This window comes from Kitasatospora sp. NPDC091335 (assembly GCF_044757205.1).
GTDB lineage: Bacteria > Actinomycetota > Actinomycetes > Streptomycetales > Streptomycetaceae > Kitasatospora.
In genome coordinates, this window is sequence record NZ_JBIVUM010000024.1 from 72779 (window position 1) to 97199 (window position 24421).

Sequence of the window (24421 nt, forward strand, 5' to 3'; positions counted from 1 at the left end):
GGCCTTCGCGGCTGTCCGGGCCCGTGCGCGTCAGCGTCCGGGTGGTGGTTGTCCCTCGTCCGGGTGGCGGTGCGGCGGGAAGCGGTCGCACCGTGTAGCCGGTCACCTACGCTTTGGCGGTTGCCTGCTTCCGAGCCTCCTGGAGTCACGGTGCCGACCGAGCCGGACCGCACTGACCTGCCGACGCCCACCCCGTTCCCGGCAGACCTCGCCGACCCCGCCGATCCGGCCGCCGCCCGGGTGGGTCGCCGCCGCCGCAGGGCCGCCGTGCTGGCGCTGCTCGCCGCGGTGCCCGTTCCGCTGGTTGCCCTCGGCACCGCGGCACCGGCCGAGGCCCAGCGCCGGGTGGTCGGCGGCACCGGGGTGAGCACCGCGGAGCACCCGTGGATCGTGGCGCTGTCCAGCCGTACGCAGTTCGGCAGCGGCCGTTCCGGCCAGTTCTGCGGGGGCGCGCTGGTCACCCCGACCAAGGTGGTGACGGCCGCGCACTGCTTCTACGACGAGTCCAAGGGCCGGGTGGACCGGCCGGGCCTCAAGGTGATCGTCGGCCGGGACGACATGCGCGGCACGACCGGCCGCGAGGTGGCGGTGCGGTCGGTCTGGGTCCACCCCGGCTACTCCTTCGCCGCCAACATGAACGACGTCGCGGTGCTCACCCTCGCCGAGTCCCAGGGTGCCCGGCCGGTGGTCGAGCTGGTCGGCCAGGGCGAGAGCGCACCGTACGCGGCCGGGACCAGGGCGCAGGTGTACGGCTGGGGCGACACCACCGGCCGCGGTGACTACTCGCCGACGCTGCGCGGGGTGGACGTGCCGATCGTTCCCGACCACGCCTGCGCGCAGGCCTACCCGGGCGGGGAGGACGGCAAGTTCGACGCCCGGGGCATGGTCTGCGCGGGGGAGGAGAGGGGCGGCAAGGACGCCTGCCAGGGCGACAGCGGCGGCCCGATGGTCGTCCAGGGCCGGCTGGTCGGCCTGGTGTCCTGGGGGACGGGCTGTGCCGAGGCGGCCCACCCGGGCGTCTACACCAGGGTGTCCTCGGTGGCGGACGAAGTCCGTTCGGTGCTGTGAGCGTCGCGTCGGGTGAGCGGGCCGTCACCTACTGACACCGGGTTCTGACGCCGTGTCGGGCCGCTACGGCGGGGCCGACGTCCGGCCCCGGCGGGCGCCCCGAGGTACAGCAGAGCCGGGCGACCGGCCCCCGAGAGGGTCAGTCGCCCGGCCCGCCGGTCGCGCGCGGTGCACGACCGGGCACAGCTCGACGCTGGCTGCTGGTTCCGGCGCTCGGGATCAGCGCTCGTCTTCGGCGGCCGTGGCGTTGGTCGTGGTGGTCAGGCGGCCGCTCTCGTCCTGTATCTCCACGGCGATCTTCTTGAGCTCGGGCTCGAACTTCCGGCCGTGGTGGGCGCAGAAGAGCAGCTCTCCGCCGCTGGCGAGTACGACGCGCAGGTAAGCCTGGGCGCCGCAGCGGTCGCAGCGGTCAGCCGCGGTCAGCGGGCTCGCAGGGGTCAGAACAGTAGTCACGTCGCCTCTTCTCTAGCTCGACGAGCTGTCGTACCAGGGTCAACATCCAACCAGGCCGAAAACGTTCCCGCTCGTGGCTTTTCTTCTCTGAGGATTCTGCTGTGTTGATGAGGACGTGCCCCGGGCGTCGGTGGTTCATGCGTGCCGAGTCCCGGGATCCGCCCGTGGCTCGAACGCCCGATCGGGATCGGGTGCGGGGTCCGCGTAGCATAATCCTCTGCCGGGTTGGAGCATAAGCCCCTTCCCGGGCCCCGGTAGCCTGCATAACGGCAGTTCCGGGGCCTGCGCCGGGCCCCACGATCCGCCAGGACCGGTGGTACCGGGAGGAGATGGCGCCCCGGGGCCCGCACCCGGGTGCGGTGCTTGTTCGCGCAGCGCGTACAAGCTGCGCGGGGCCGGCCCGTCGTGCTGTGCACCCGGTGCAGGGGTTCGGGCACGCAGGGCGACGGATGTCGGTGCGGCGTGCTGCACTGGCGTTTGGTACGGATGCGTCCGGATGTGACCGATGAGACAGAACTTCACCGAGGAGAGTGCCGCGTGAGTGCCGAAACGACCGTGCCGTCCGCGCTGCTGGCCGGCGACGACGGTTCCAACTACACCGCGCGGCACCTGCTCGTCCTGGAGGGGCTGGAGGCGGTCCGCAAGCGCCCCGGCATGTACATCGGCTCGACCGACAGCCGCGGTCTGATGCACTGCCTCTGGGAGATCATCGACAACTCCGTCGACGAGGCGCTGGGCGGCTACTGCGACCGCATCGAGGTCCTGCTGCACCCCGACTCCTCGGTCGAGGTCCGCGACAACGGGCGCGGCATCCCGGTCGACGTCGAGCCCAAGACCGGGCTGTCCGGCGTCGAGGTCGTGATGACCAAGCTGCACGCGGGCGGCAAGTTCGGCGGCGGCTCCTACGCGGCCTCCGGCGGTCTGCACGGCGTCGGCGCCTCGGTCGTCAACGCGCTCTCCGCCCGCCTCGACGTCGAGGTCGACCGCGGCGGGCACACCCACGCGATCAGCTTCCGCCGCGGCACCCCCGGCCTCTTCACCGAGACCAGCCCGGACGCGCCCTTCGAGCCGGGCAACGGCCTGACCAGGACCCGCAAGGTGCCGAAGGCCCGCACCGGCACCCGGATCCGCTACTGGGCCGACCGGCAGATCTTCCTCAAGGACGCCAAGCTCTCCCTGGAGACGCTGCACGGCCGCGCCCGGCAGACGGCCTTCCTCGTGCCCGGCCTGACCATCGTGGTGCGTGACGAACGCCTCACCGAGAGCGAGCAGATCGACGAGTCGGTCTTCCGCTACGACGGCGGCATCGCCGAGTTCTGCGAGTTCCTGGCCCCCGACAAGCCGGTCTGCGACGTGCTGCGGCTGCGCGGCGAGGGCACCTTCAAGGAGACCGTTCCGGTCCTGGACGACCTCGGCCACATGACCCCCACCGAGGTCACCCGCCAGCTCGGCGTGGACATCGCGCTGCGCTGGGGCGCCGGCTACGACACCACCCTGCGCTCCTTCGTCAACATCATCGCCACCCCCAAGGGCGGCACCCACATGACCGGCTTCGAGCGCTCGCTGGCCAAGACCGTCAACGAGGCGCTGCGCGCGAGCAAGCTGCTGCGCGTCGCCGAGGACGACATCACCAAGGACGACGCCACCGAGGGCCTCACCGCGGTGGTCACCGTCCGGCTCGCCGAGCCGCAGTTCGAGGGCCAGACCAAGGAGGTGCTCGGCACCTCGGCGGCCAACCGGATCGTCGCCGCCGTCGTCGCCAAGGAGCTCAAGGCCTTCCTCACCTCGGCCAAGAAGGACCAGAAGCTCCAGGCCAGGGCCGTGCTGGACAAGGTCGTCGCGGCCGCCCGCACCCGGGTCGCAGCCCGGCAGCACAAGGAGGCCCAGCGCCGGAAGACCGCGCTGGAGACCAGCTCGCTGCCCGCCAAGCTGGCCGACTGCCGCAGCGACGACGTCGAGCGCAGCGAACTGTTCATCGTCGAGGGGGACTCCGCGCTCGGCACCGCCAAGCTCGCCCGCAACTCCGAGTTCCAGGCGCTGCTGCCGATCCGAGGCAAGATCCTCAACGTGCAGAAGGCCTCGGTGAGCGACATGCTCAAGAACGCCGAGTGCGCCGCGATCATCCAGGTGATAGGGGCCGGCTCCGGCCGCACCTTCGACATCGACCAGGCCCGCTACGGCCGGGTCATCTTCATGGCCGACGCCGACGTCGACGGCTCGCACATCCGCACCCTGCTGCTCACCCTCTTCCACCGCTACATGCGGCCGATGGTCGAGCAGGGCCGGGTCTTCGCCGCGGTGCCGCCGCTGCACCGGATCGAGCTCACCAATCCCAAGCGCGGCCAGGAGAAGTACCACTACACCTACTCGGACGCCGAACTGCGCTCCACGCTCCTGGAGTTCCAGCGCAAGAACCTGCGCTGGAAGGACCCGGTGCAGCGCTACAAGGGCCTGGGCGAGATGGACGCCGACCAGCTGGCCGAGACCACCATGGACCCGCGCCACCGCACCCTGCGCCGGATCAACCTGGGTGACCTGGAGCAGGCCGAGAGGATCTTCGACCTGCTGATGGGCAACGACGTGGCCCCGCGCAAGGAGTTCATCGTGGACTCGGCGGCCACCCTGGACCGCTCCCGCATCGACGCCTGAACCGGCTCGTACCTCCGGGGCGCTGCCGACCGGCCGGGCCCTCCACCCACAGGTGGGGGGCCCGGCCGCTGTTCGGGCGGCCGCGGGGAGACGTCCGCCGGGGAGCCGTCCACCGGCGCGTCGTCCTGGTGATGCGCCGTCACCCGGACGTGGTGCTGACGTCTGTGCGGACGCCGGCGCTGTGACAATCTGCCCGCTCGGGGCCGCTCTGTGGGGCCGGGCGCAGGTGGTCGCACGCGCGTCCGACGCGGAATCACCGGGACGCAGCAGTAGTCGGATGAGTGTCCGTCAGATGATCGATCACCTCATCGAGTGAACGTATCTGCGATGGTCAGAGGGGCTGTCCAAGGGCCGCCATCATGGTTCGGGTCAGAACATCCGGCCGTCCAGGAGCAGCAGTGCCACAGCCGCAGACGAGCAGTCCCGGACAGGGACAGCGATTCGACTGGTGGGCCGCTCCGGCCGCCGGTACCCCCGTTGAGCCCGCCGAGCCATCGGCCGCGCACCGCCGAACGGCGGTACCGGCGCAGTCGGGCCACGCCCGTACGGGCCAGTCGGCAGAGGCCGTCGTCGAACCGGTGGCCGTCGGCGCACCGGTCCACGGGACCGCCGTCGAGCCGTTCGCCACCACCCCCACCGACCCGGCGGCCCCGGACGCGGCGGACACGCCACTCGTGCCGCCCGCCGACGAACCGGTCGCCGACAGCACCGAGGTCTACCGCACGGTCCAGGCCAGCGAGACCTTCCGGCAGATCCGCCGCAGCTACCGGACGTTCGTCTTCCCGATCACCGGCGGCTTCCTCGCCTGGTACCTGCTGTACGTCGCGGCCCAGGCCGGCGCCCCGGACCTGATGCGCCGCGCGGTGGCCGGCCCGCTCAACGTGGCCTGGATGCTGGGGCTCTCGCAGTTCGCCTCCACCTTCCTGCTCGCCTGGCTCTACGCCCGCAACGCCCGGACCAAGCGCGACCGCGCCGCCCTGGGCCTGCGCTGGGACACCCAGGACCAGCTGCGATGACGACCCTGACGAGCATTGTGCCGACCGACGCGGCCAAGGCCGCGCTGCGGACCGTGGTGACCACCGCCACCCCGCCGCCCGTCGCCCCCACCGGCGACCACCACTCGCTCGCGATCGCGCTGTTCGCCGTCGTGGTCCTGGTCACCCTGGGGGTCACCCTCTGGGTCGGCCGCCAGGGCAACGCGGCCGAGGACTTCTTCGCCGGCGGGCGCGACTTCACCCCGCTGCAGAACGGCTTCGCGCTGTCCGGGGACTACCTCTCCGCCGCCTCCTTCCTGGGCGTCGCCGGGTTGATCGCGCTGTACGGCTACGACGGCGTCCTCTACAGCATCGGCTTCCTGGTCGCCTGGCTGGTGGTGCTGATGCTGGTCGCCGAACTCGTCCGCAACGCGGGCCGGTACACCCTCGCCGACGTGCTCGCGCTGCGGCTGCGCCGCCGCAAGGTGCGCGCCGCGGCCGGCGGCGCCAGCGTCGTGGTGACCCTGCTCTACCTGGTCGCCCAGATGGTCGGCGCCGGTTCGCTGGTCGCCCTGCTGCTCGGCACCGGCAGCCCGCACGCCCGCACCTGGACCATCATGGCGGTCGGCGCTCTGATGATCGTCTACGTCACCATCGGCGGGATGCGGGCCACCACCTGGATCCAGATCATCAAGGCCTTCCTGCTGACCGGCGGTTCGGTGCTGCTCACCGTGCTGCTGGTGATCCGCTTCCACGGGGACCTCGGCGAGCTGATGCGCCAGGCCGCCGAGCACAGCGGCGCCGGCCACCGCTACCTGGAGCCCGGGCTCAAGTACGGCGGCAGCCTCACCAGCCGGCTGGACTTCGTCAGCCTCGGTCTGGCCCTGGTGCTCGGCACCGCGGGGCTGCCGCACATCCTGTCCCGCTTCTACACCGTGCCCACCGCGCGGGCCGCCCGCCGCTCCACGATGTGGGCGATCGGCCTGGTCGGCAGCTTCTACCTGATGGCCATCGTGCTCGGCCTCGGCGCCACCGCGCTGATCGGCTCGGCCGAGGTGCGGCACGCCAACTCGGCCGGGAACACCGCCGTTCCGCTGCTCGCCCTGGTGCTCGGCGGCGGCAACGGGAGCACCGGCGGGGTGGTGCTGTTCGCGCTGATCTCGGCGATCGCCTTCGCCACCATCCTCGCCGTGGTCGCCGGGCTGACCCTGGCCTCCTCGGCGGCCTTCGCCCACGACATCTGGGCCGGCGCCTGGCGCGCCCGGCCGGGGCGCGAGCAGGAGAAGCGCGGCCGCGGGCGTCGCCGCCGGAACGAGTCCGTCCCCGCGTCGCGGTCGGCGGAGGAGTCGGTGTCCGAGGTCAGCGAGCAGCAGGAGGTGATGGTCGCCCGGATCGCCGCCGCCGGGATCGGTGCGACGGCGATCGTGATCAGCCTCTTCGCCCAGCAGCTGAACGTCGCCTTCCTGGTCGGCCTGGCCTTCGCGGTCGCGGCCTCCTCCAACCTGCCGGTGCTGCTGTACAGCCTGTTCTGGTCGCGGTTCACCGTCCGGGGCGCGGTCTGGGCGGTGTACGGCGGACTGGTTCCGGCGATCGTGCTGGTGTTCTTCTCGCCGGTGGTCTCCGGCTCCTCCGAGGCGCTCTTCCCCGGCCTCGACTTCCACTGGTTCCCGCTGGAGAACCCCGGCATCGTCTCCATCCCGCTCGGTTTCCTGGCGGGCTGGATCGGGACGGTCACCTCGTCGGTGCCGACCGACCCGGACCGGTTCGCCGAGCTGGAGGTGCGAGCACTCACCGGTGCGGGCGCGGCCTGAGCCGTCGCGCCCGGGGAACCCCGGCGGGCCTGGGGCCGCCGGGGTTCCCCCATGTCCGCCCACCGGCCTGGTGGCCCGGTTACGCCCGGGCCGCCAGGCCGTAGCGGTGCTCGGGGCGGCCGGTGTCGCCGTAGCGCAGGGTCAGCCGCAGCCGGCTGTCCCGCTCCAGCTGCTTGAGGTAGCGCTGCGCGGTTGAGCGGCTCAGCCCGGTGGCGTCGGCGACCTCCTGAGCGGACAGCGGCCGTCCGGCCCGGCGCAGCACGCCGAGCACCAGGTCGGTGGTGGGCGCCGAGTGGCCCTTGGGGAGCGTCCCGGCCGGGGCGGCGGCGCTGCGCAGGGTCGCGAACAGCCGGTCCACCTCGTCCTGCCCGGCCTCCCTGGCCGGGGCGGCGAGCGCGTGCCGCAGCTGCGCGTACGCCACCAGCTTCTCCCGCAGTCCGGCGAAGGTGAACGGCTTGACCAGGTACTGGAGCGCGCCGTGCTGCATCGCGGCGTGCACCGTCGAGACGTCCCGGGCGGCCGTCACCATCATCACGTCGCAGGCGACTTGGCGGTCCCGCAGCCGGCGCACCAGGGCCAGACCGGTCTCGTCGGGCAGGTGGTGGTCGAGCAGCAGCAGGTCCACCGGGCGGCGCTCCAGGGCGGCCAGTGCCTCCGCGGCCGAGTGCGCGGTGCCGGTCACCCGGAACCCGGGGACCTTGGCCACGTACGCGGCGTGCACGTCGGCGACCCGGAAGTCGTCGTCCACCACGAGTACGTCGATCATCACGCCTCCACGAGCCGAGTGGTGAGCAGGGCCTCGGGCAGCTCGACGGTGAACCGGGCGCCGCCGAGCGGCCCGGTGTCGAGCACGATCCGGCCGCCGGTCCGCTCGACCAGCCGCCGCACCATCGCCAGCCCCAGCCCGCGCGGACGGTGCGCGGGCGCGTCCTTGCTGGTCCACCCCTCTTCGAAGACCCGCTCGCGCAGGTCCTCCGGCACGCCGGGCCCGCTGTCCGCGACCTGGAGCAACAGGGTCGGGCCGGCCGCCGCCAGGCTCACCTCGACCCGGCCCCCGCCGCCCGCGGCCAGCGCGTCCACCGCGTTGTCGATCAGGTTGCCGAGCACCGTCACCAGGGCCCTGGCGTCCACCACCGTGTCCGGCAGGTGCGCCGCCGGGGCCAGCGCCAGCCGCACCCCGCGCTCGCCCGCCACCGCGGTCTTGCCCGCCAGCAGGGCGGCGACGTGCGGGTCCTGCACCTGCTCGGCGATCCGCGCGGCGATCACGGCGTGCGAGCCCGACTGTTCCGAGATGAACGCCACCGCCTGCTCGTGGCGGCCCAGCTCCAGCAGGCCCAGCAGGGTGTGCATCCGGTTGGCGTGCTCGTGGTCCTGGGCCCGCAGCGCCTCGGTCAGGCTGCGGGTGGTGTCCAGCTCGCGGACCAGCGACTCCAGCTCGGTGCGGTCGCGCAGGGTCACCACCGCGCCGCCCTCGGGCGTGGCCGTCCGGTTCACCACCAGCACCCGGTCGTCCCGGACGGCCGGCAGGTCGGCGCCGGTGATCCGCCCGGAGAGCACGTCCGCCAGCCGGCCGGGCGGCAGTACCGCGTCGATCGGCCGGCCGGCGCAGTCCTCGGGCAGCCCGAGCAGCCGCAGGGCCTCGTCGTTGGCCAGCCGGATCCGGCCGTGCTCGTCCAGTGCCACCATGCCCTCGCGGATGCCGTGCAGCATCGCCTCCCGTTCGACCAGGAGCGCCGAGATGTCGGCCAGCGCGATGTTGTGGGTGCGGCGCTTGAGGCGGCGGGCCAGCAGGAGGGTGGCGAGCGTCCCCGCGGCCAGACCGGCCCCGGCGCACAGCAGGATGCCGGTGAGCATCTTCAGCAGCCGGCGGCGGATCGAGTCGTCGCTGATGCCGACCGACACCTCGCCGACGATCCGGCCGTCCGCCATCCGCAGCGGTACCTTGCCGCGGGCGGTGCGGCCCAGGGTGCCCTCCTGGATGGCGGTGACGCTGCGACCGCTGAGGGCCGGCTCCGGGTCGGTGCTGACCCGCAGGCCGATCCGGCCCGGGTCGGTGTGCGAGAGCCGGATGCCGTCCAGGTCGGTGACCACCACGAAGGTGGCGCCGGTGGCCAGCCGGATCTGCTCGGCGTTGCGCTGCGCGGCCACCACGTCGCGGCCGGCCGCGGCCCGGGCGATGCTCTCGTCGGCGGCGGTGGCCTGGGCGATCGACAGCGCCCGCTGCATCGCGTCGTGGTCCAGCTCGCTGCTCACCGGGGCGAGGAACAGCCCGGCGGTCACGGTGGTGACGCCGACGGTGACGACGGTCTGGCTCAGCAGCAGCTGGGCGAAGACCCGGCGGGGCCAGTGGGGGAGCTTCAACCGGGCCTCCTCTCGGGGGCTGCGGGGGATCGGGCGCCTTCGGCTGGGGTGGACGGCGGTCGGTGCGCCTTTCGGCGGGGGGAGGTCGGCGGTCGGGGCGCTCTCGGAGGGGGAGACCGGGGCGCCTTCGGTGGGGGTCGGGACACCTTATGTTTCCGGGGTGCTTCTGTCAGCCGCGTCCCCGCAGTTGTAGCGGAAGCAAAACGAGCAGAACACCCCTCTATGCGGAGAAGTCGCACTACGCGAAGAAGGCTCCCGCCGGGGCAGCTCCCGCTCCTACCTTTCCGGGGCAAGCACAGACCCGGGAGGATTGCATGACAGACACCCCGGCGATCGAGCTGACCGGCGCGACGAAACGCTTCCGCACCCCCTCGGGGGCGTTGCACACCGCCGTCCGCGACCTCGATCTGACCGTCGCCCAGGGCGAGTTCGTCGCCGTCGTCGGCCCCACCGGCTGCGGCAAGTCCACCACGCTGACCCTGGTCAGCGGCCTGGAGGAGCCCACCGAGGGCGAGGTCAGGGTGTACGGCGAGCCCGTGAGCGGGATCGACCCCAAGGTGGGGTTCGTCTTCCAGCAGGACGCCGTCTTCCCCTGGCGCACCGTCCTGTCCAACGTGATGGCCGGCCCGCGGTTCCGCGGCGTACCGGCCGCCGAGGCCCGCGACCGGGCCAGGGACTGGCTCGGCCGGGTCGGCCTGGCCGCCTTCGAGGACCGCTACCCGCACCAGCTGTCCGGCGGCATGCGCAAGCGCGTCGCGCTCGCCCAGACCTTCGTCAACGACCCGGCGATCCTGCTGATGGACGAGCCCTTCTCGGCACTGGACGTGCAGACCCGCGCCCTGATGTCGGACCAGCTGCTGGAGCTGTGGGCGGGCACGAGTTCCGCCAGGAACGCGGCCTCGGTCGTCTTCGTCACCCATGACCTGGACGAGGCCATCGCGCTCGCCGACCGGGTCGTGGTGATGACGGCGGGACCGGCCACCGTCAAGGAGGTCTTCACCGTCGACCTGCCGCGCCCGCGCACCGTGGAGGCCGTCCGGCTGGAACCGAGGTTCGTCGAGCTGTACCGCGAGATCTGGGCCTCGCTCGGCGAAGAGGTGCGCATCACTCGGGAGAGAGGAGCGGGTCATGCCGCTTGAGACCGCGTCCGCGTCCGAGTCCCCGTCCGGAGCCGGAGCCGGAGCCGCGCCCGGGTCGCCCGTCGCCGGGAAGCCCCAGGCCGTCACCACGAGGACCGAGGCCCGCGAACGGGCCGCCCGCCACCGGAGGCTGGTCGTCTTCGGAGCCCGGGTCGCGGTGCTGCTCGCCTTCCTCGGCCTCTGGGAGGTGTGCGCCCGCACGGACGTCATCGACCCGTTCAACTTCTCCCAGCCGTCGAGGATCTGGGACCAGATCTGGCAGTGGATCACCCACGGCACCGCGCAGGGATCACTCGGCGAGCAGATCGGCTACACCCTCTACGAGGCCCTCACCGGGTGGGTGCTCGGAGTGGTCGGCGGCGTGCTGCTGGGCATCGCGCTCGGCCGGATCCGCTTCCTGGCCGACGTGTTCGGACCGTACATCAAGGTGCTCAACGCCATCCCGAGGATCGTGCTCGCACCGATCTTCCTGATCTGGTTCGGCCTGGGACCGGCGTCCAAGGTCGCCTCCGCCGTGGTGCTGGTGTTCTTCCCGGTGTTCTTCAACGCCTTCCAGGGCGCCCGCGAGGTGGACCGCAACCTCGTCGCCAACGCCCGCATCCTGGGTGCCGACAACCGCAGGGTCACCCTCCAGGTGGTCATCCCCGCCGCCACCACCTGGATCTTCACCAGCCTGCACGTGAGCTTCGGCTTCGCGCTGATCGGCGCCATCGTCGGCGAGTACATCGGCGCCACCAAGGGCCTCGGGCTGCTCGTCGCCGCCGCCCAGGGCACCTTCAACGCGGCCGGGGTGTACGCCGCCATGACCATCCTCGCCGTCGTCGCGCTGCTCACCGAGGGGCTGCTGACCTTCGCCGAGAAGAAGCTGTTCCGCTGGAAGCCCGCCGACGCGGGCGACGGCCGCTGAACTCCCCCTTGCCGTAAGAGCCGTAAGAAGAGAGAGGCCCCCACCCATGCGCAGATCAGTTGCCGCCGCCCTCGCCGCCGTCCTGCTCCTCCCGCTCTCCGCCTGCGCCAACGACGCCGCCACCGCCGGCCACGGCGCGGGCGCCGCCCCCGCCGGGCAGCAGGTCGACGGCCCCAAGGTCAAGATCATGGTCGGCGGCCTGGACAAGGTCATCTACCTGCCGGCGATGCTCACCCAGCGGCTCGGCTTCTTCGCCGAGGCCGGCGTCAACGTCGAGCTGATGACCGAACCGGCCGGCGTCAACGCCACCACCGCGCTGCTCGCCGGGGACGTCCAGGGCGCGGTCGGCTTCTACGACCACACCATCGACCTCCAGGCCAAGGGCAAGAAGGTCGAGTCCGTGGTGCAGTTCGCCCAGGCCCCCGGCGAGGTCGAGGTGGTCTCCACCAAGCAGGCCGACGCCATCAGGTCCGGCGCCGACTTCAAGGGCAAGAAGCTCGGCGTCACCAGCATCGGCTCCTCGACCGACTTCCTCACCAAGTACCTCGCGGTCAAGAACGGCACCGCCGTCAGCGAGTTCAGCCCGATCGCGGTCGGCGCCGGCCAGACCTTCATCGCCGCGCTCCAGCAGGGCAGCATCGACGCCGGGATGACCACGGACCCGACCGTCGCCAACCTCCTGGACAAGGGCCTCGGCAAGGTGCTGTACGACATGCGCACCCCCGAGGGCTCGCGCGAGGCGCTCGGCGGCCTGTACCCGTCGTCCTCGCTGTACATGAACACCGACTGGGTGGAGAAGAACAGGGACACCACCCAGAAGCTCGCCGACGCCTTCGTGAAGACCCTCAGGTGGATGTCCACCCACAGCCCCGAGGAGATCGCCGCGAAGATGCCCGCCGACTACGGGCAGGGCGGCGCCGGGCAGTACGCGGCGGCGATCAGGGCGACACTGCCGATGTTCACGACGGACGGCGTGATGCCGGCCGACGGGCCGAAGACGGTGCTCTCGGTGCTCGCCGCGTTCCACCCGGACGTGAAGGGCAAGGAGGGGTCGATCGACCTGTCGAAGACCTACACCACGGAGTTCGTCGCCAAGGCAGCCGGCTGAGCCCCGGCGGCAGCGGTCCCGCGCTCACCCCCACGGGCGCGGGGCCGTGCCAGGTCCGGGGGCCGTGCCAGGTCCGGGGCCGGTGTTCAGAGCCCCCGGACGGAGAGCGCCTCCATCCGCGACGGTGTCCCCGCCGCCTTGCCGCAGCTCTCCGGACGCGCCGGCTCGCTCACCGTCTCGATCACGTCCACCTCCCAGGACCGGCCGTCCCGGTGCAGCACCCCCACCAGCCAGCGGCCCTCGCCGTCCGGCCGCTGGGCCAGCGTCAGCACGTCCGCCGCGGTCTCGCCGGTGGCCAGCCGCACCGCGTGCTCGGCGGCCTGGCCCGGACGCTCCCAGCCCGAGCAGCCGCGCGACCACTCCGGCACCAGGTGCCCGGCCGCCGTCGCCGCCAGCACCTCCTTGGCGGTCTCCGGCGTCAGCCGCCCGTACGCGTAGCCGTACGGCAGCACCAGCATCGTGGGGGAGAAGCGGTGCCCGCCCAGGTGGGTGACCTCCCACACCTCGCTGTGCCCGGCCGCCGCCAGCTCCGCCGCGAGCGGTCGGCCCAGCAGCGCGCAACAGCGGTCCCGCCGCCCGTTGGTGCACACCAGCGCCACCGGGCCGCCGACGTGCTCGGCCCCGAAGCCGGTGTGGTCGCCGGCGCCCAGCGCCGCGAAGTCCAGCCCCAGCAGCTCCGCGGGATCCGCGACCGCCGCCCGGCGCACCCAGCCGCGGCCCGGCACCGTGTGCGCCACGATCACCTCGTGGCGGGGGGTCGGCAGGCAGTCGGCGTGCCGCCCCGGCCGCCGGATCAGCGCGACCCGCACACCCGTCCCGGCCGAGGCCGTCTCCAGCGCCCGCCCGATCGCCGCGTCCAGGTGGCTCTCACCCAGCGCCTTCGCGCCCCACGGACCGTTCTGCTCGACCAGCAGCCAGGTGCTCGCCACCGCCGCCGTCGCGGCCAGTGGCTCCGAAAGTTCACGCGACACAGTCGCACAGGTGCTCACCCTGGCAAGGCTACCCTCGCCCGATCAGCCGAAAGCGGCCTTCATCCGCTGCGCCATCGCCTCGGCCACCGGCTCCTCCAGCGGTTCGTACAGCGCCTCGGGGACGGTCGGGAGGTCGGCGAACTCCAGGTGGATGCTGCGCACGACGTCCGCGAACAGCTCCGAGTACAGCTCCCAGTCCTCGCGGCACGGGGTGCTCAGCTCCAGCGAGAGCAGCTGGGACTCGTTCGGCAGCGGCAGGTGCACCTGGATCACCGAGGTGGTCAGCACCCCGTCGTGGAGCGGGACCGCCATGCCGTCCAGCGGGGCCGGTCCACCGTCGATCGACGTCGACACGGCGTCGATCACCGCCGCCGCGCGCCCGGCCGGCAGCTCGATCGCCGTCACCTCCGCCTCCGGGCGGGACCGGGCTAGCCGGGTGAGCAGGACGTCCACCGCGCCCGCGTGGTCCGTCCCGGCCAACGGGCACACCGAGGCCACGATCGAGGCCGTGCTCGGGCGGCCGTCCACGTCCACCAGGCACATCCCGGCGTGGATCACCCCGGCCTCGGCCATCGGCGGGATCAGCCCGGCCAGCGCCACCGCCCAGCGCACCCGCGTCTCGTCCGGTTCGGAGGCCAGGACCTCGCAGACCAGCTCCCAGAGCTCCTCGGCCACCTGGTCCTCGGTGCCGAACACCGGGATCTCGTGGAAGGCGGGCGGGACGACGAAGCGGATCTGGAGCCGGGCGTCCTCGGCGGGAGCGGGGAGACGGGCTGTCGGGGTGCCGGACATCGGTCCTTCCACGGGGGTCATGAGGGCTTGCGGATCCGGTTGCGGACGTCCAGCCAGGCCGGAGGGACGGGGACCGGGACGCCGTACGTACGGGCCTCGATGAGCAGGTCGAGGTAGGCGTCGGCGTGGTCGCGCAGACCGGAGCGGCGCCAGGTCCGGTGCGCCCTCAGAGCGGGGAGGGCGGCGAGCGCACCGACTGTTGTCAGCCCGATGGCGGCGGATCGGAGCTGCTGGGCGTGCTCGGTGCCGGAGGGATCGTCGAACAGGGAGACGAGGAGCACGGCCGCGATCAGAGCCAAGGCGGAGACCGACCTCCACGCGGCCAGCCACTGGCGGCAGCGCCGGACGGCGGTGAGCAGTCCCCGGACGGTCTGTTCGTTCAGGAAGTCGAGGCCGTGCGGAGCACCGAGTTCACGAGCCCGGCCGGCCAGCGTCGAGTGGCGTGTGAGTGCGGCAGCCGGCAGCACAGGGAACTTCGGGTCGATCGCCGCGCCGGCCGGCCACCAGGACTCGGGCTGCGCGGCGACGGGCGGGGGAGCGGCGTCGAGATGCGCGGCCGGGGCAGCCGGCGGCCGCAGGTGCGGAGCAGCCGCGGTGCCCTCCTCCCAGGAGGCCCGATCGGCATCGGCTCCCCAGTCGACGGGAATCCGAACCGTCAGCCCCGCCCTCCGCGCCTGGTTCAACAGCCCGATGTACGTGGTGAAGTGCACGGAGGCGGTGCTCTTCGCCGAGCCGCGGTCGGCGCCCCGCAACCAGATCGCGATTCCGGCCGGAATTCCCAGGATCGCTGCCGCCCAATTGCCAGTGACCAAGGAGACCACTATCCCGCCGAGGATGAACATGGCCGCTACTTCGCCGTGCCAGTCCAGTCGGTTCCGTAGCCGCATATGCCTGATCACCACATTGCGCGCCACATCGTCGTTCAGCAGGGTGACGCCGTACAGAGTCTCGGCCCGCCGTGCTGCCTCGGCTACTTCGGGCACGGAAGCGAGCTGCCCGCCCGAGATGGGGAGGGTCACATAGAGGTCCTTGACCATGAGTCTCTCCTCTCAGCCCACGGCGCTCAGGAACGGCGTGGGCGACGGGCGGTACGCGGGTTTGGGCGTCGGTCCGGGAGGCGCGATGTGCGGCTCCTCCGCCTCTTCCTTCTCCTGGCCGGCACGGAGACTGCGGGCGAGCCCGACTGTCTTGTTCGTGACCGTGACCAAGGAGGGATTCACTTCGATGCCCGCTTTCGCGAGCCCGGCGACGATGCCGTTGGTCGACATGGGGGTGCGGGTCATCTCGAACAGGGCCGTGCCGGCGGATCGGGTACGTTCGGCGGCACTGGCTCCTTCCCCCAGTTTCACCGACTCCTTGAAGGCACCGGTGTGAGCCTTGATCTTGTTGACGAGGCCGGGAACCTTGGCTGCCTTGACCGAGTTCCCCGCTGTTGCGAAGCCCCTGATGGCACCGACACCGGGAAAGGCTCCGAGCACGTCCATCCCGATCTTCCCCCAGGACACGTCCTTGCCACGGGACTTGGCGATGCTGTGCCCAGCCAGCGCGGCCGCGCTGGTCAGCACGGCCGCAGCACCCAGCAGCGGGCCGATCCCGGGGACTATCAGAGCCGCGATCGCCAGCCCGGCCGAGATCTGGGACAGGTCGTCCGCATGGTCGGCCAGGAAGTCCACCGACTTCTGCCAGGCGTGCTCCACCTTGTCCAGCATCCGCTTGAGGAAGTTCGGGTCCGGCGGGTGGTGCCGTGACGCCTCCTGGATCGCCCGGGCGGCGGCCTCGGCCTTGTTCTTGTGGTCGGCCAGCTGCTTGTGGCCGCTCGCGATCAGCTCGTCGAGCTGGTGCACGAGCTGCTGCTGGGCCTGGAGCTTGGCCTCGAAGTCGGCCTTGGCCTTCGTCTGTGCCGCCGCGTCGGCGGACTGCGCAGAGGCGTCCAGGGCCTTCCCCATGGCGTCGAGTTGGACGTTCGTGTCGCCCACTCGGGAGCGTAGCTCGACGGCCTGGGCCTCCATCGTCCTGCCGGAGGCGAGCAGGCCGGTGAGCTGGGTGTGCCAGGCCTTGAGGGCTCGCGAGCAGGCGGCCATCGATTCGTGGCCCTGGGTGAGGTACTTGGGCAGCTCGCCGAGCTTGCCCGCGAAGTTGCGGGCCGCCTCGCCCTGCCAGGCGCTGCCCTCGGAGCCGAGGTCGGCGAGGGCGTGCCGCAGTTCCTCCAGTTCGCGGGCGACGGCGTCGACGTCCGCGTACATCTTGGCGATGGCCGGAAGGTCCCCCGGGGCCGGGCAGAAGCCGAGGCCCGGCCAGTTCTTGTCACTCATGCTGGAAGTCCAGTCCCCTGCTGGTCGGTTCAGGTCGCGCCGAGGCCCTTGGCGGTGCCCTTCTCGTTCTCCCCGTAGTTGTCGAGCGATGCGTCCAGGCCTTCGCGCAGGCCGTGGGCGAGCTTGGCCATCCGGCCGATGCCGCCGTGCCAGTGGTCCTCGAAGCCCTTGCACGCGGCGTCGAGCCGTTCGGTGCCCAACTGCCTGCCCTTGCCGAGGTTCTCGAGGCTCTTGGCGACCGCCCCCATGCGGTTGCCGCATTCGTCGAGTTGTTTGGACACGGTCTTCATCCGGCTCATGTCGATCTTGAACTCTTCGGCCAATTGCCCGTCCCCCAACGGATGATGACGCGCTGTGGAGCACCTGTTCGACGAACCTAACCCATGGGTGGGCAAAGTTCGCGCCATGGCCGGGAATTGGAGATCACCGTTCCGGATTCCTGGTCGGACGGGCACGAAAAAGCGGAGGGGCACCGGAACCATCCGGTACCCCTCCGCTCGGACGAGCGCCGTTACGCCGGGCCGGCGACCACCGCGATCGGGGTGGTCACCGGGGTGCCGGAGCCGTCGCGGCGCGGGTCGCGCTCGGGCAGGTCGACCGGGGCGCCCTTGGCGGTGGCGGCGCGGGCCGGGGCGGCGCCGGCCCAGGCGAAGGTCAGGGCGTCCTCGCCGCGCAGGAAGCGCTGGCAGCGCACCCCGCCGGTGGCGCGGCCCTTGCGCGGGTACTGCTCGAACGGGGTGACCTTCCAGGACGTCTGCTCGCCGTCGGACAGCGTGTCCGTGGCCGTGGCCACCGAGACCACCACCGCGTCCGCCGCCGGGTCCACCGCCGTGAAGGACAGCACCCGCGCGCCGTCCGACAGCTTGATGCCGGCCATGCCGCCCGCCGGGCGGCCCTGCGGACGCACCTGGCCCGCCGGGTAGCGCAGCAGCTGGGCGTCCGAGGCGATGAAGACCAGGTCCTCCTCGCCGGTGCGCAGTTCGATCGCGCCCACCAGCTCGTCACCCTCCTTGAGGGCGATCACCTCGAACTCGTCCTTGTTCGCCGGCCACTCCGGCACCACCCGCTTCACCACGCCCTGCGCCGTGCCCAGCGCCAGCCCCGGCGAGGACTCGTCCAGCGTGGTCAGCGCCAGCACCCGCTCTCCGGCCTCCAGTCGCAGGAACTCGCCCACCGCGGCCCCGCCCGCCAGCGTCGGCGACGGCGTCGGCGGCAGCGCCGGCAGGTCGATCACCGGCAGCCGCAGCACCCGGCCGACGGACGTCACCACGCCCACGTCAGCCCGCGCCGTCGCGTGCACCGCCGACACGATCACGTCGTGCTTCGCCCGCTTCTCCGACAGCTCGAACGGCTCCCCGTCCGCCGTCCGTGCCAGCAGCCCCGTCGAGGACAGCAGCACCCGGCACGGGTCGTCCGCGACCTCCAGCGGCACCGTCAGCGCCGCCGCGGGCGCCGCCCCCGCCTCCAGCAGCACCGTGCGCCGCTCCGTCCCGAACTGCTTGGACACCGCGGCCAGTTCGGACGAGACCACGCTGCGCAGCTTGGTGTCCGACTCCAGGATCTCGGTCAGGTCCGCGATCTCGGAGTTCAGCTTCTCCTTCTCCTGCTCCAGCTCCACCCGGTCGAAGCGGGTCAGCCGCCGCAGCGGGGTGTCCAGGATGTACGCGGTCTGCGTCTCCGACAGCGAGAAGCGCTCCATCAGGCGCTCCTTCGCCTGCTGCGCGTTGTCACTCGACCGGATGATCGCGATGACCTCGTCGATGTCGAGCAGGGCCACCAGCAGGCCCTCGACCAGGTGCAGCCGCTCCTCCCGCTTGCGGCGGCGGAAGTCGCTGCGCCGGCGCACCACGGTGAAGCGGTGGTCGACGTAGACCTCCAGCAGCTCCTTCAGCCCCAGCGTCAGCGGCTGCCCGTCCACCAGTGCCACGTTGTTGATGCCGAAGGTCTCCTCCATCGGCGTCAGCTTGTACAGCTGCTCCAGCAGCGCCTCCGGCACGAAGCCGTTCTTCACCTCGATGACCAGCCGCAGCCCGTGCTCGCGGTCCGTCAGGTCCTTGACGTCCGCGATGCCCTGGAGCTTCTTCGCGTTGACCAGGTCCTTGATCTTCGCGATGACCTTCTCCGGGCCGACGTTGTACGGCAGCTCGGTGACCACGATGCCCTTGCGGCGGGCCGTCACCGCCTCCACCGTCGTCGTCGCCCGGATCTTGAACGTGCCGCGGCCCGACTCGTACGCGTCCCTGATGCCCGACAGGCCCACGATCCGCCCGCCGGTCGGCAGGTCGGGACCGGGCACGAACCGCATCAGCGTGTCCAGGTCCGCGCTCGGGTGCTTGATCAGGTGCCGGGCAGCCGCCACCACCTCCGACAGGTTGTGCGGCGGCATGTTCGTCGCCATGCCCACCGCGATGCCCGTCGCGCCGTTCACCAGCAGGTTCGGGAACGCGGCCGGCAGCGCCATCGGCTCCTGCTCGCTGCCGTCGTAGTTCGGGCCGAAGTCGACGGTGTCCTCGTGGATCGACTCCACCATCGCCATCGAGGCGGCCGTCAGCCGCGACTCGGTGTAGCGCATCGCGGCCGGCGGGTCGTCGTTGCCCAGCGAACCGAAGTTGCCGTGCCCGTCGATCAGCGGCAGCCGCATCGAGAACGGCTGCGCCATGCGCACGACCGAGTCGTAGATCGACGCGTCGCCGTGCGGGTGCAGCCGGCCCATCACCTCGCCCACCAGGCGGGCGCACTTCACGTGCCCGCGCTCGGGGCGCAGGCCCATCTCGTTGGCCTGGTACAGGATCCGGCGGTGCACCGGCTTCAGGCCGTCCCGCGCGTCGGGCAGCGCACGCGAGTAGATCACCGAGTAGGCGTACTCCAGGAAGGAGCCCTGCATCTCGTCCACGACGTCGACATCGAGGATCCGCTCCTCGAAGTCTCCGGGCGGCGGGGTCTGCGAACTGCGGCGGGCCATCGCGGCGGGGCTCCCTTACGTGTCGCTGGCTGTGTCTCGGTCGGGCGTCGGTCGTCTCGGTGCCGACCTGTCACCGGACCCGTCAACCGGGCGCCGTCGACAGGGCGCGGCGCCCCCATTGTGGACCCTCGCGGTGACAGTCCCGGTCAGCGGCCCTCTTCCGCCCCTGGCGAACGCCCCGGTCCGCGCGGACACGAACACGACTCCCGGACGTTGCACCACAATGGGGGACGCCACACGAACCCCCGACATCGACGACGGGAAGGACCCGAGCGCATGGCCAACCCGGCCCCCGCCTCCAGCCGAGGCATCGCCATCACCGAGCACCGCCTGGCCAACGGCCTGCGTGTCGTCCTCTCCGAGGACCACCTCACCCCGGTCGCCGCCGTCTGCCTCTGGTACGACGTGGGCTCCCGGCACGAGGTCAAGGGCCGCACCGGCCTCGCCCACCTCTTCGAGCACCTGATGTTCCAGGGCTCCGCCAACGTCTCCAACAACGGGCACTTCGAGCTCGTCCAGGGCGCCGGCGGCTCGCTCAACGGCACCACCAGCTTCGAGCGCACCAACTACTTCGAGACCATGCCCGCCCACCAGCTGGAGCTCGCCCTCTGGCTGGAGGCCGACCGGATGGGCTCGCTGCTCGCCGCGCTCGACGAGACGTCCATGGAGAACCAGCGCGACGTCGTCAAGAACGAGCGCCGCCAGCGCTACGACAACGTGCCGTACGGCACCGCCTTCGAGAAGCTCACCGCGCTCTCCTTCCCCGACGGCCACCCGTACCACCACACCCCGATCGGCTCCATGGCCGACCTCGACGCCGCCACGCTGGAGGACGCCCGCGCGTTCTTCCGGACGTACTACGCGCCCAACAACGCCGTCCTCTCCGTGGTCGGCGACATCGACCCCGAGCAGACCGTCGCCTGGGTCGAGAAGTACTTCGGCTCCATCCCCGCGCACGACGGCAAGCAGCCCCCGCGCTCCGGCGAACTCCCCGAGACCATCGGCCGCGAGATCCGCGAGGAGGTCCACGAGGACGTCCCCTCCCGCGCCCTGATGGCCGCATACCGCCTCCCGCACGACGGCACCCGCGAGGCCGACGCCGCCGACCTCGCCCTCACCATCCTCGGCAGCGGCGAGTCCAGCCGCCTCTACAACCGGCTGGTCCGCCGTGACCGCACCGCCGTCGCCGCCGGCTTCGGCCTGCTGCGCCTGGCCGGCGCCCCCAGCCTCGGCTGGCTCGACGCCAAGACCTCCGGCGACGCCACGCTCGAACAGATCGGCACCGCCGTCGACGAGGAGCTCGCCCGCTTCGCCGCCGAGGGCCCCACGCCCGAGGAACTCGAACGCGCCCAGGCCCAGATCGAGCGCGAGTGGCTCGACCGGCTCACCACCGTCGCCGGCCGAGCCGACGAACTGTGCCGCTACGCCGTCCTGTTCGGCGACCCCAAGCTGCTCAACGACGCCCTCCCCAAGGTCCTCGACGTCACCGCCGAGGAGGTCCAGGCCGTCGCCAAGGCCAGGCTCCACCCCGACAACCGGGCCGTCCTCGTCTACGAGCCGACCGCCGCCGAGACCGACGCCGACGCCGCTTCCGACGCCGCTTCCGAAGAGGAGGGTGCCGCCGTATGAGCACCGACTACGTCCCCGCCATGACCTTCCACCCCCAGCCCCAGCCGGGCACGCCCAGCCCCTGGGACTTCCCCGCCCCCGAGCGGGCCGCCCTCGGCAACGGCATCACCGTCCTGCACTGCCACCGGCCCGGTCAGCAGCTGGTCGCCGTCGAGGTCCTCGTCGACGCCCCGCTCGCCGCCGAGCCCGAGGGCCTCGACGGCATCGCCGGCATCCTCGCCCGCGCCTTCAGCGAGGGCACCGACACCCTCAGCGCCGAGGAGTTCGCCGCCGAGCTGGAGCGCGCCGGCGCCACCCTCGACGCGCACGCCGACCACCCGTGCATCCGGATCTCCCTGGAGGTCCCGGCCTCCCGGCTCCAGCGCGGCCTGTCCCTGCTCGCCGACGCCCTGCGCGCCCCCGCGCTGCCGGAGGCCGAGATCGAGCGACTGGTCGCCAACCGCCTGGACGAGATCGTCCACGAGCAGGCCAACCCCGCCCGGCGCGCGGCCAAGGCTCTGTACGCCGAGCTCTTCGACGCCGCCGACCGGCTCTCCCGGCCCCGCGCCGGCACCGCCGACACCGTCAAGTCGATCGACCGCGCCGCCGTCAAGGCCTTCTACGACGCCCACGTGCGCCCCGGGACCAGCACCCTCGTGGTGGTCGGCGACCTCACCGGCGTCGACCTGCCCGCCCTGCTGGAGAGCACCCTCGGCACCTGGACCGGCACCGCCGCCGAGCCCTCGGTCCACGCCCCGGTCACCGGCGACGACCGCGGCCGGGTCGTCATCGTGGACCGCCCCGGCTCCGTCCAGACCCAGCTGCTCATCGGCCGGATCGGGCCCGACCGCCACGACCCGGTCTGGGCCGCCCAGACCCTCGGCACCTACTGCCTCGGCGGCACCCTCACCTCCCGGCTCGACCGCGTCCTGCGCGAGGAGAAGGGCTACACCTACGGCGTGCGCTCCTTCGCCCAGCCGCTGCGCTCGGCCGCCGACGGCAGCGGACGCTCGCTGCTCGCCATCAGCGGCTCGGTGGACACCGCCTCCACCGCGCCCGCGCTGGCCGACACCTGGACCATCCTGCGCACCCTCGGTACCGAGGGCCTCACCGACGCCGAGCGCGACGAGGCCGTGCAGTTCCTGGTCGGCGTCGCGCCGCTGAAGTACGAGACCGCGGGCTCGGTCGCCGGCACCCTGGCCGACCAGGTCGAGCAGTACCTGCCGGACGACTACCAGGCCGAGGTCTACCGGCGGCTCGCCGAACTGCCCACCGCCGCCGCCACCGAGGCGGTCGTCGCGGCCTTCCCGCCGGACCGCCTGGTCACCGTCCTGGTCGGCGACGCCTCCGTGATCGCCGACGACGTGCGGGCGCTCGGGATCGGCGAGGTCACCGTCGTCGGCTGACGCCCGCCGCAGCCCCGTCCGGCCCGGTGGAGCACCCGCTCCGCCGGGCCGGACGCGTTTTTAAATCCGTTGCGGGCCACGCCCGTTCCGTGGATAGATGTTCCCCGACGCACAGCACGTGCGAACGGCGACGAAGGAAGGGAGGCGGCCACCATGCGGGTCGAGCAAGCGATACGACGACGCTCCCCGAGGCCGTATTCCCCCTGCACCGTCGCCCCGGGCGTCTGAGCCCGCACTCCCGAACTTCCCCGAGCCGCGCCGGGATTCCTCGCGCGGCAGCTTCCTCACGTGAACTTCCCGACCTCTGGAGGTCGTTCGACCATGACGTACACCGAGGTGCCCGGCGTCCGGGTGCCGATCCGGATGTGGACCGACCCGGCCACCGTCGAGGGCCAGGCCATGCAGCAGCTGCGCAACATCAGCTCCCTGCCCTGGCTGCACGGCCTCGCCGTGATGCCCGACGTCCACCTGGGCAAGGGTGCCACCGTCGGCTCCGTCATCGCCATGAAGGGCGCGGTCTGCCCGGCGGCGGTCGGCGTCGACATCGGCTGCGGGATGAGCGCGGTGAAGACCTCGCTCACCGCCGAGGACCTCCCGGACGACCTGTCCCGCCTGCGCCGCAAGATCGAGCAGGCCATCCCGGTCGGCCGCGGCCTGCACAGCGACCCGGTCGACCCGACCAGGCTGTACGGCTTCCGGGCGGCGGGTTGGGATGACTTCTGGCAGCGCTTCGACGGGGTGGCGGAGGCGGTCAAGTGGCGCCGGGAACGGGCGATGCAGCAGATGGCCACGCTCGGCGGAGGAAATCACTTCATAGAACTGTGCGTTGATACGACCAATGTGGTCTGGTTGATGCTGCACTCCGGCTCCCGCAACATCGGCAAGGAGCTGGCGGAGCACCACATGGGCGTCGCCCGCTCGCTGCCGCACAACCAGGGCCTGATCGACCAGGACCTCGCGGTGTTCATCGCCGACACCCCGCAGATGAACGCCTACCGCCAGGACCTGTTCTGGGCGCAGGAGTACGCGAAGCGCAACCGCGCGGTCATGATGGCGCTCTTCCAGGGCGTCGTCCGGCGCGAGTTCGCCAAGTCGAAGGTCGCCTTCGACGAGGTGATCAGCTGCCACCACAACTACGTGGCGGAGGAGGCGTACGACGGCGTCGACGTGCTGGTGACCCGCAAGGGCGCGATCCGGGCCGGCAGCGGCGACCTCGGGATCATCCCCGGCTCGATGGGGACGGGCTCCTACATCGTCCGCGGCCTGGGCAACGCGGCGGCGTTCAACTCCGCCTCGCACGGCGCCGGCCGGAAGATGAGCCGCAACGCCGCGAAGAAGCGCTTCACCACCCAGGACCTGGTCGAGCAGACCAAGGGCGTGGAGTGCCGCAAGGACGGCGGCGTGGTCGACGAGATCCCGGGCGCCTACAAGAACATCGAGAAGGTCATCGAGCAGCAGAAGGACCTCGTCGAGGTGGTCGCGCACCTCAAGCAGGTCGTCTGCGTCAAGGGCTGACGCGGCCGGCCGCGGTCCGGGCCGACCGGAAATGCCGATCGGGGTGCCACCGGAAATCCGGTGGCACCCCGATCGGGTGGCTGCGAGGGCTCAGGCCGCGGCGGGGAGCTCGTCGAGGCCCTCGGAGACGAGCTTGGCGAGGCGGTCGAGCGCGTCGCCGGCGTTCTCGGCGTCGGAGGCGAGGATGACCTCGTCGCCGCCCTGGGCGCCCAGGGCGAGGAGGCCGAGCATGGAGGCGGCGTTGACCGGGTTGCCGCCCGGCTTCGCGATGGTGATCGGCACGCCGGTGGCTGTGACGGCCCGGACGAAGACGGAGGCGGGACGGGCGTGCAGGCCCTCGGCCCAACCGATGGTGACGCGGCGCTCAGCCATGAGACGTGCCTTT

20 protein-coding genes are annotated in these 24421 nt (G+C 72.1%); 10 read left to right on the forward strand and 10 right to left on the reverse strand.

The window, feature by feature from the left end:
* Positions 1-150 precede the first annotated feature (150 nt).
* Complete coding sequence (locus ACIQOW_RS35300) at positions 151-1068, forward strand: S1 family peptidase (protein ID WP_401091955.1); 918 nt, start codon at positions 151-153, stop codon at positions 1066-1068.
* A gap of 219 nt (positions 1069-1287) precedes the next feature.
* Here ACIQOW_RS35300 and ACIQOW_RS35305 read toward each other — a convergent pair whose 3' ends face one another.
* On the reverse strand, positions 1288-1521 hold the full coding sequence (locus ACIQOW_RS35305) for a hypothetical protein (RefSeq protein WP_401091956.1): 234 nt from the start codon (positions 1519-1521) through the stop codon (positions 1288-1290).
* 537 nt (positions 1522-2058) lie between these two features.
* On the opposite strand from ACIQOW_RS35305, the gene ACIQOW_RS35310 reads away from it, so the two are divergent.
* From ACIQOW_RS35310 to ACIQOW_RS35320, 3 genes are all read left to right on the forward strand, one after another.
* Positions 2059-4170, forward strand: coding sequence for a type IIA DNA topoisomerase subunit B (locus tag ACIQOW_RS35310; protein WP_401091957.1), 2112 nt, complete (start codon positions 2059-2061; stop codon positions 4168-4170).
* A gap of 398 nt (positions 4171-4568) precedes the next feature.
* Entirely contained in the window at positions 4569-5186 is a 618-nt protein-coding gene (locus ACIQOW_RS35315; RefSeq protein WP_401091958.1) for a DUF485 domain-containing protein, read from the forward strand.
* The gene (locus tag ACIQOW_RS35320; RefSeq protein ID WP_401091959.1) at positions 5183-6955 is read left to right on the forward strand and encodes a cation acetate symporter; all 1773 of its coding nucleotides are present in this window, start codon (positions 5183-5185) and stop codon (positions 6953-6955) included. The genes ACIQOW_RS35315 and ACIQOW_RS35320 overlap by 4 nt, the downstream gene beginning before the upstream one ends.
* 79 nt (positions 6956-7034) lie before the next feature.
* On the opposite strand, the gene ACIQOW_RS35325 is transcribed toward ACIQOW_RS35320, so the two are convergent.
* Together ACIQOW_RS35325 and ACIQOW_RS35330 are read right to left on the reverse strand one after the other, a co-directional pair.
* A complete protein-coding gene (locus ACIQOW_RS35325) occupies positions 7035-7721 on the reverse strand; it encodes a response regulator (protein WP_188296082.1) in 687 nt (228 codons plus the stop codon).
* The gene (locus ACIQOW_RS35330; RefSeq protein WP_401091960.1) at positions 7721-9316 is read right to left on the reverse strand and encodes an ATP-binding protein; all 1596 of its coding nucleotides are present in this window, start codon (positions 9314-9316) and stop codon (positions 7721-7723) included. Before ACIQOW_RS35330 ends, ACIQOW_RS35325 begins: the two co-directional genes overlap by 1 nt.
* A 314-nt stretch (positions 9317-9630) precedes the next feature.
* On the opposite strand from ACIQOW_RS35330, the gene ACIQOW_RS35335 reads away from it, so the two are divergent.
* Genes ACIQOW_RS35335 through ACIQOW_RS35345 form a run of 3 tightly spaced genes read left to right on the forward strand, consistent with a single transcriptional unit; the run spans position 9631 to position 12470 of the window.
* The gene (locus tag ACIQOW_RS35335) at positions 9631-10455 is read left to right on the forward strand and encodes an ABC transporter ATP-binding protein (protein ID WP_401091961.1); all 825 of its coding nucleotides are present in this window, start codon (positions 9631-9633) and stop codon (positions 10453-10455) included.
* Positions 10445-11362 (forward strand): ABC transporter permease, encoded by a 918-nt coding sequence (locus ACIQOW_RS35340; protein ID WP_401091962.1) that lies wholly within the window; start codon positions 10445-10447, stop codon positions 11360-11362. Before ACIQOW_RS35335 ends, ACIQOW_RS35340 begins: the two co-directional genes overlap by 11 nt.
* Before the next feature lie 46 nt (positions 11363-11408).
* Complete coding sequence (locus ACIQOW_RS35345; protein ID WP_401091963.1) at positions 11409-12470, forward strand: ABC transporter substrate-binding protein; 1062 nt, start codon at positions 11409-11411, stop codon at positions 12468-12470.
* Positions 12471-12556: 86 nt separating this feature from the next.
* Here the strand turns inward: ACIQOW_RS35345 and ACIQOW_RS35350 are convergent, their stop codons facing one another.
* From ACIQOW_RS35350 to ACIQOW_RS35375, 6 genes are all read right to left on the reverse strand, one after another.
* A complete protein-coding gene (locus ACIQOW_RS35350) occupies positions 12557-13459 on the reverse strand; it encodes a sucrase ferredoxin (protein ID WP_401091964.1) in 903 nt (300 codons plus the stop codon).
* 24 nt (positions 13460-13483) lie between these two features.
* A complete protein-coding gene (locus tag ACIQOW_RS35355) occupies positions 13484-14233 on the reverse strand; it encodes a hypothetical protein (protein WP_401091965.1) in 750 nt (249 codons plus the stop codon).
* Between the two features lie 17 nt (positions 14234-14250).
* Complete coding sequence (locus ACIQOW_RS35360; RefSeq protein ID WP_401091966.1) at positions 14251-15270, reverse strand: hypothetical protein; 1020 nt, start codon at positions 15268-15270, stop codon at positions 14251-14253.
* Between the two features lie 12 nt (positions 15271-15282).
* Positions 15283-16545: a hypothetical protein gene (locus ACIQOW_RS35365; RefSeq protein ID WP_401091967.1), complete on the reverse strand. Its 1263-nt coding sequence runs from the start codon at positions 16543-16545 to the stop codon at positions 15283-15285.
* Positions 16546-16574: 29 nt separating this feature from the next.
* Positions 16575-16868, reverse strand: coding sequence for a hypothetical protein (locus ACIQOW_RS35370; protein WP_188296090.1), 294 nt, complete (start codon positions 16866-16868; stop codon positions 16575-16577).
* 188 nt (positions 16869-17056) lie between these two features.
* Positions 17057-19507, reverse strand: coding sequence for a DNA topoisomerase (ATP-hydrolyzing) subunit A (locus ACIQOW_RS35375; protein WP_401091968.1), 2451 nt, complete (start codon positions 19505-19507; stop codon positions 17057-17059).
* Positions 19508-19783: 276 nt separating this feature from the next.
* Here ACIQOW_RS35375 and ACIQOW_RS35380 point away from each other — a divergent pair, with 276 nt between their 5' ends.
* The 3 genes from ACIQOW_RS35380 to ACIQOW_RS35390 all read left to right on the forward strand — a co-directional run bounded on the left by ACIQOW_RS35380 (position 19784) and on the right by ACIQOW_RS35390 (position 24036).
* Entirely contained in the window at positions 19784-21136 is a 1353-nt protein-coding gene (locus ACIQOW_RS35380; RefSeq protein ID WP_401091969.1) for a M16 family metallopeptidase, read from the forward strand.
* 20 nt (positions 21137-21156) lie between these two features.
* Positions 21157-22521, forward strand: coding sequence for a M16 family metallopeptidase (locus ACIQOW_RS35385; RefSeq protein ID WP_401091984.1), 1365 nt, complete (start codon positions 21157-21159; stop codon positions 22519-22521).
* A gap of 321 nt (positions 22522-22842) precedes the next feature.
* Positions 22843-24036 carry an RtcB family protein gene (locus ACIQOW_RS35390; RefSeq protein WP_401091970.1) on the forward strand — a complete coding sequence of 398 codons (1194 nt, stop codon included), beginning with the start codon at positions 22843-22845 and terminating at the stop codon, positions 24034-24036.
* A 90-nt stretch (positions 24037-24126) separates the two neighbouring features.
* Here the strand turns inward: ACIQOW_RS35390 and ACIQOW_RS35395 are convergent, their stop codons facing one another.
* Positions 24127-24408 carry an HPr family phosphocarrier protein gene (locus ACIQOW_RS35395; RefSeq protein ID WP_188296094.1) on the reverse strand — a complete coding sequence of 94 codons (282 nt, stop codon included), beginning with the start codon at positions 24406-24408 and terminating at the stop codon, positions 24127-24129.
* Between the last annotated feature and the right edge of the window lie 13 nt (positions 24409-24421).

Bases quoted from the DNA above. Each gene is read 5' to 3' on its own strand.
- ACIQOW_RS35325 (WP_188296082.1), bottom strand. From the start codon at position 7,721: ATGATCGACGTACTCGTGGTGGACGACGACTTCCGGGTCGCCGACGTG.
- ACIQOW_RS35360 (WP_401091966.1), bottom strand. From the start codon at position 15,270: ATGGTCAAGGACCTCTATGTGACCCTCCCCATCTCGGGCGGGCAGCTC.
- ACIQOW_RS35385 (WP_401091984.1), top strand. From the start codon at position 21,157: ATGACCTTCCACCCCCAGCCCCAGCCGGGCACGCCCAGCCCCTGGGAC.
- ACIQOW_RS35345 (WP_401091963.1), top strand. From the start codon at position 11,409: ATGCGCAGATCAGTTGCCGCCGCCCTCGCCGCCGTCCTGCTCCTCCCG.
- ACIQOW_RS35355 (WP_401091965.1), bottom strand. From the start codon at position 14,233: ATGTCCGGCACCCCGACAGCCCGTCTCCCCGCTCCCGCCGAGGACGCC.
- ACIQOW_RS35390 (WP_401091970.1), top strand. From the start codon at position 22,843: ATGACGTACACCGAGGTGCCCGGCGTCCGGGTGCCGATCCGGATGTGG.
- ACIQOW_RS35375 (WP_401091968.1), bottom strand. From the start codon at position 19,507: ATGGCCCGCCGCAGTTCGCAGACCCCGCCGCCCGGAGACTTCGAGGAG.
- ACIQOW_RS35320 (WP_401091959.1), top strand. From the start codon at position 5,183: ATGACGACCCTGACGAGCATTGTGCCGACCGACGCGGCCAAGGCCGCG.
- ACIQOW_RS35380 (WP_401091969.1), top strand. From the start codon at position 19,784: ATGGCCAACCCGGCCCCCGCCTCCAGCCGAGGCATCGCCATCACCGAG.
- ACIQOW_RS35340 (WP_401091962.1), top strand. From the start codon at position 10,445: ATGCCGCTTGAGACCGCGTCCGCGTCCGAGTCCCCGTCCGGAGCCGGA.
- ACIQOW_RS35365 (WP_401091967.1), bottom strand. From the start codon at position 16,545: ATGAGTGACAAGAACTGGCCGGGCCTCGGCTTCTGCCCGGCCCCGGGG.
- ACIQOW_RS35395 (WP_188296094.1), bottom strand. From the start codon at position 24,408: ATGGCTGAGCGCCGCGTCACCATCGGTTGGGCCGAGGGCCTGCACGCC.
- ACIQOW_RS35335 (WP_401091961.1), top strand. From the start codon at position 9,631: ATGACAGACACCCCGGCGATCGAGCTGACCGGCGCGACGAAACGCTTC.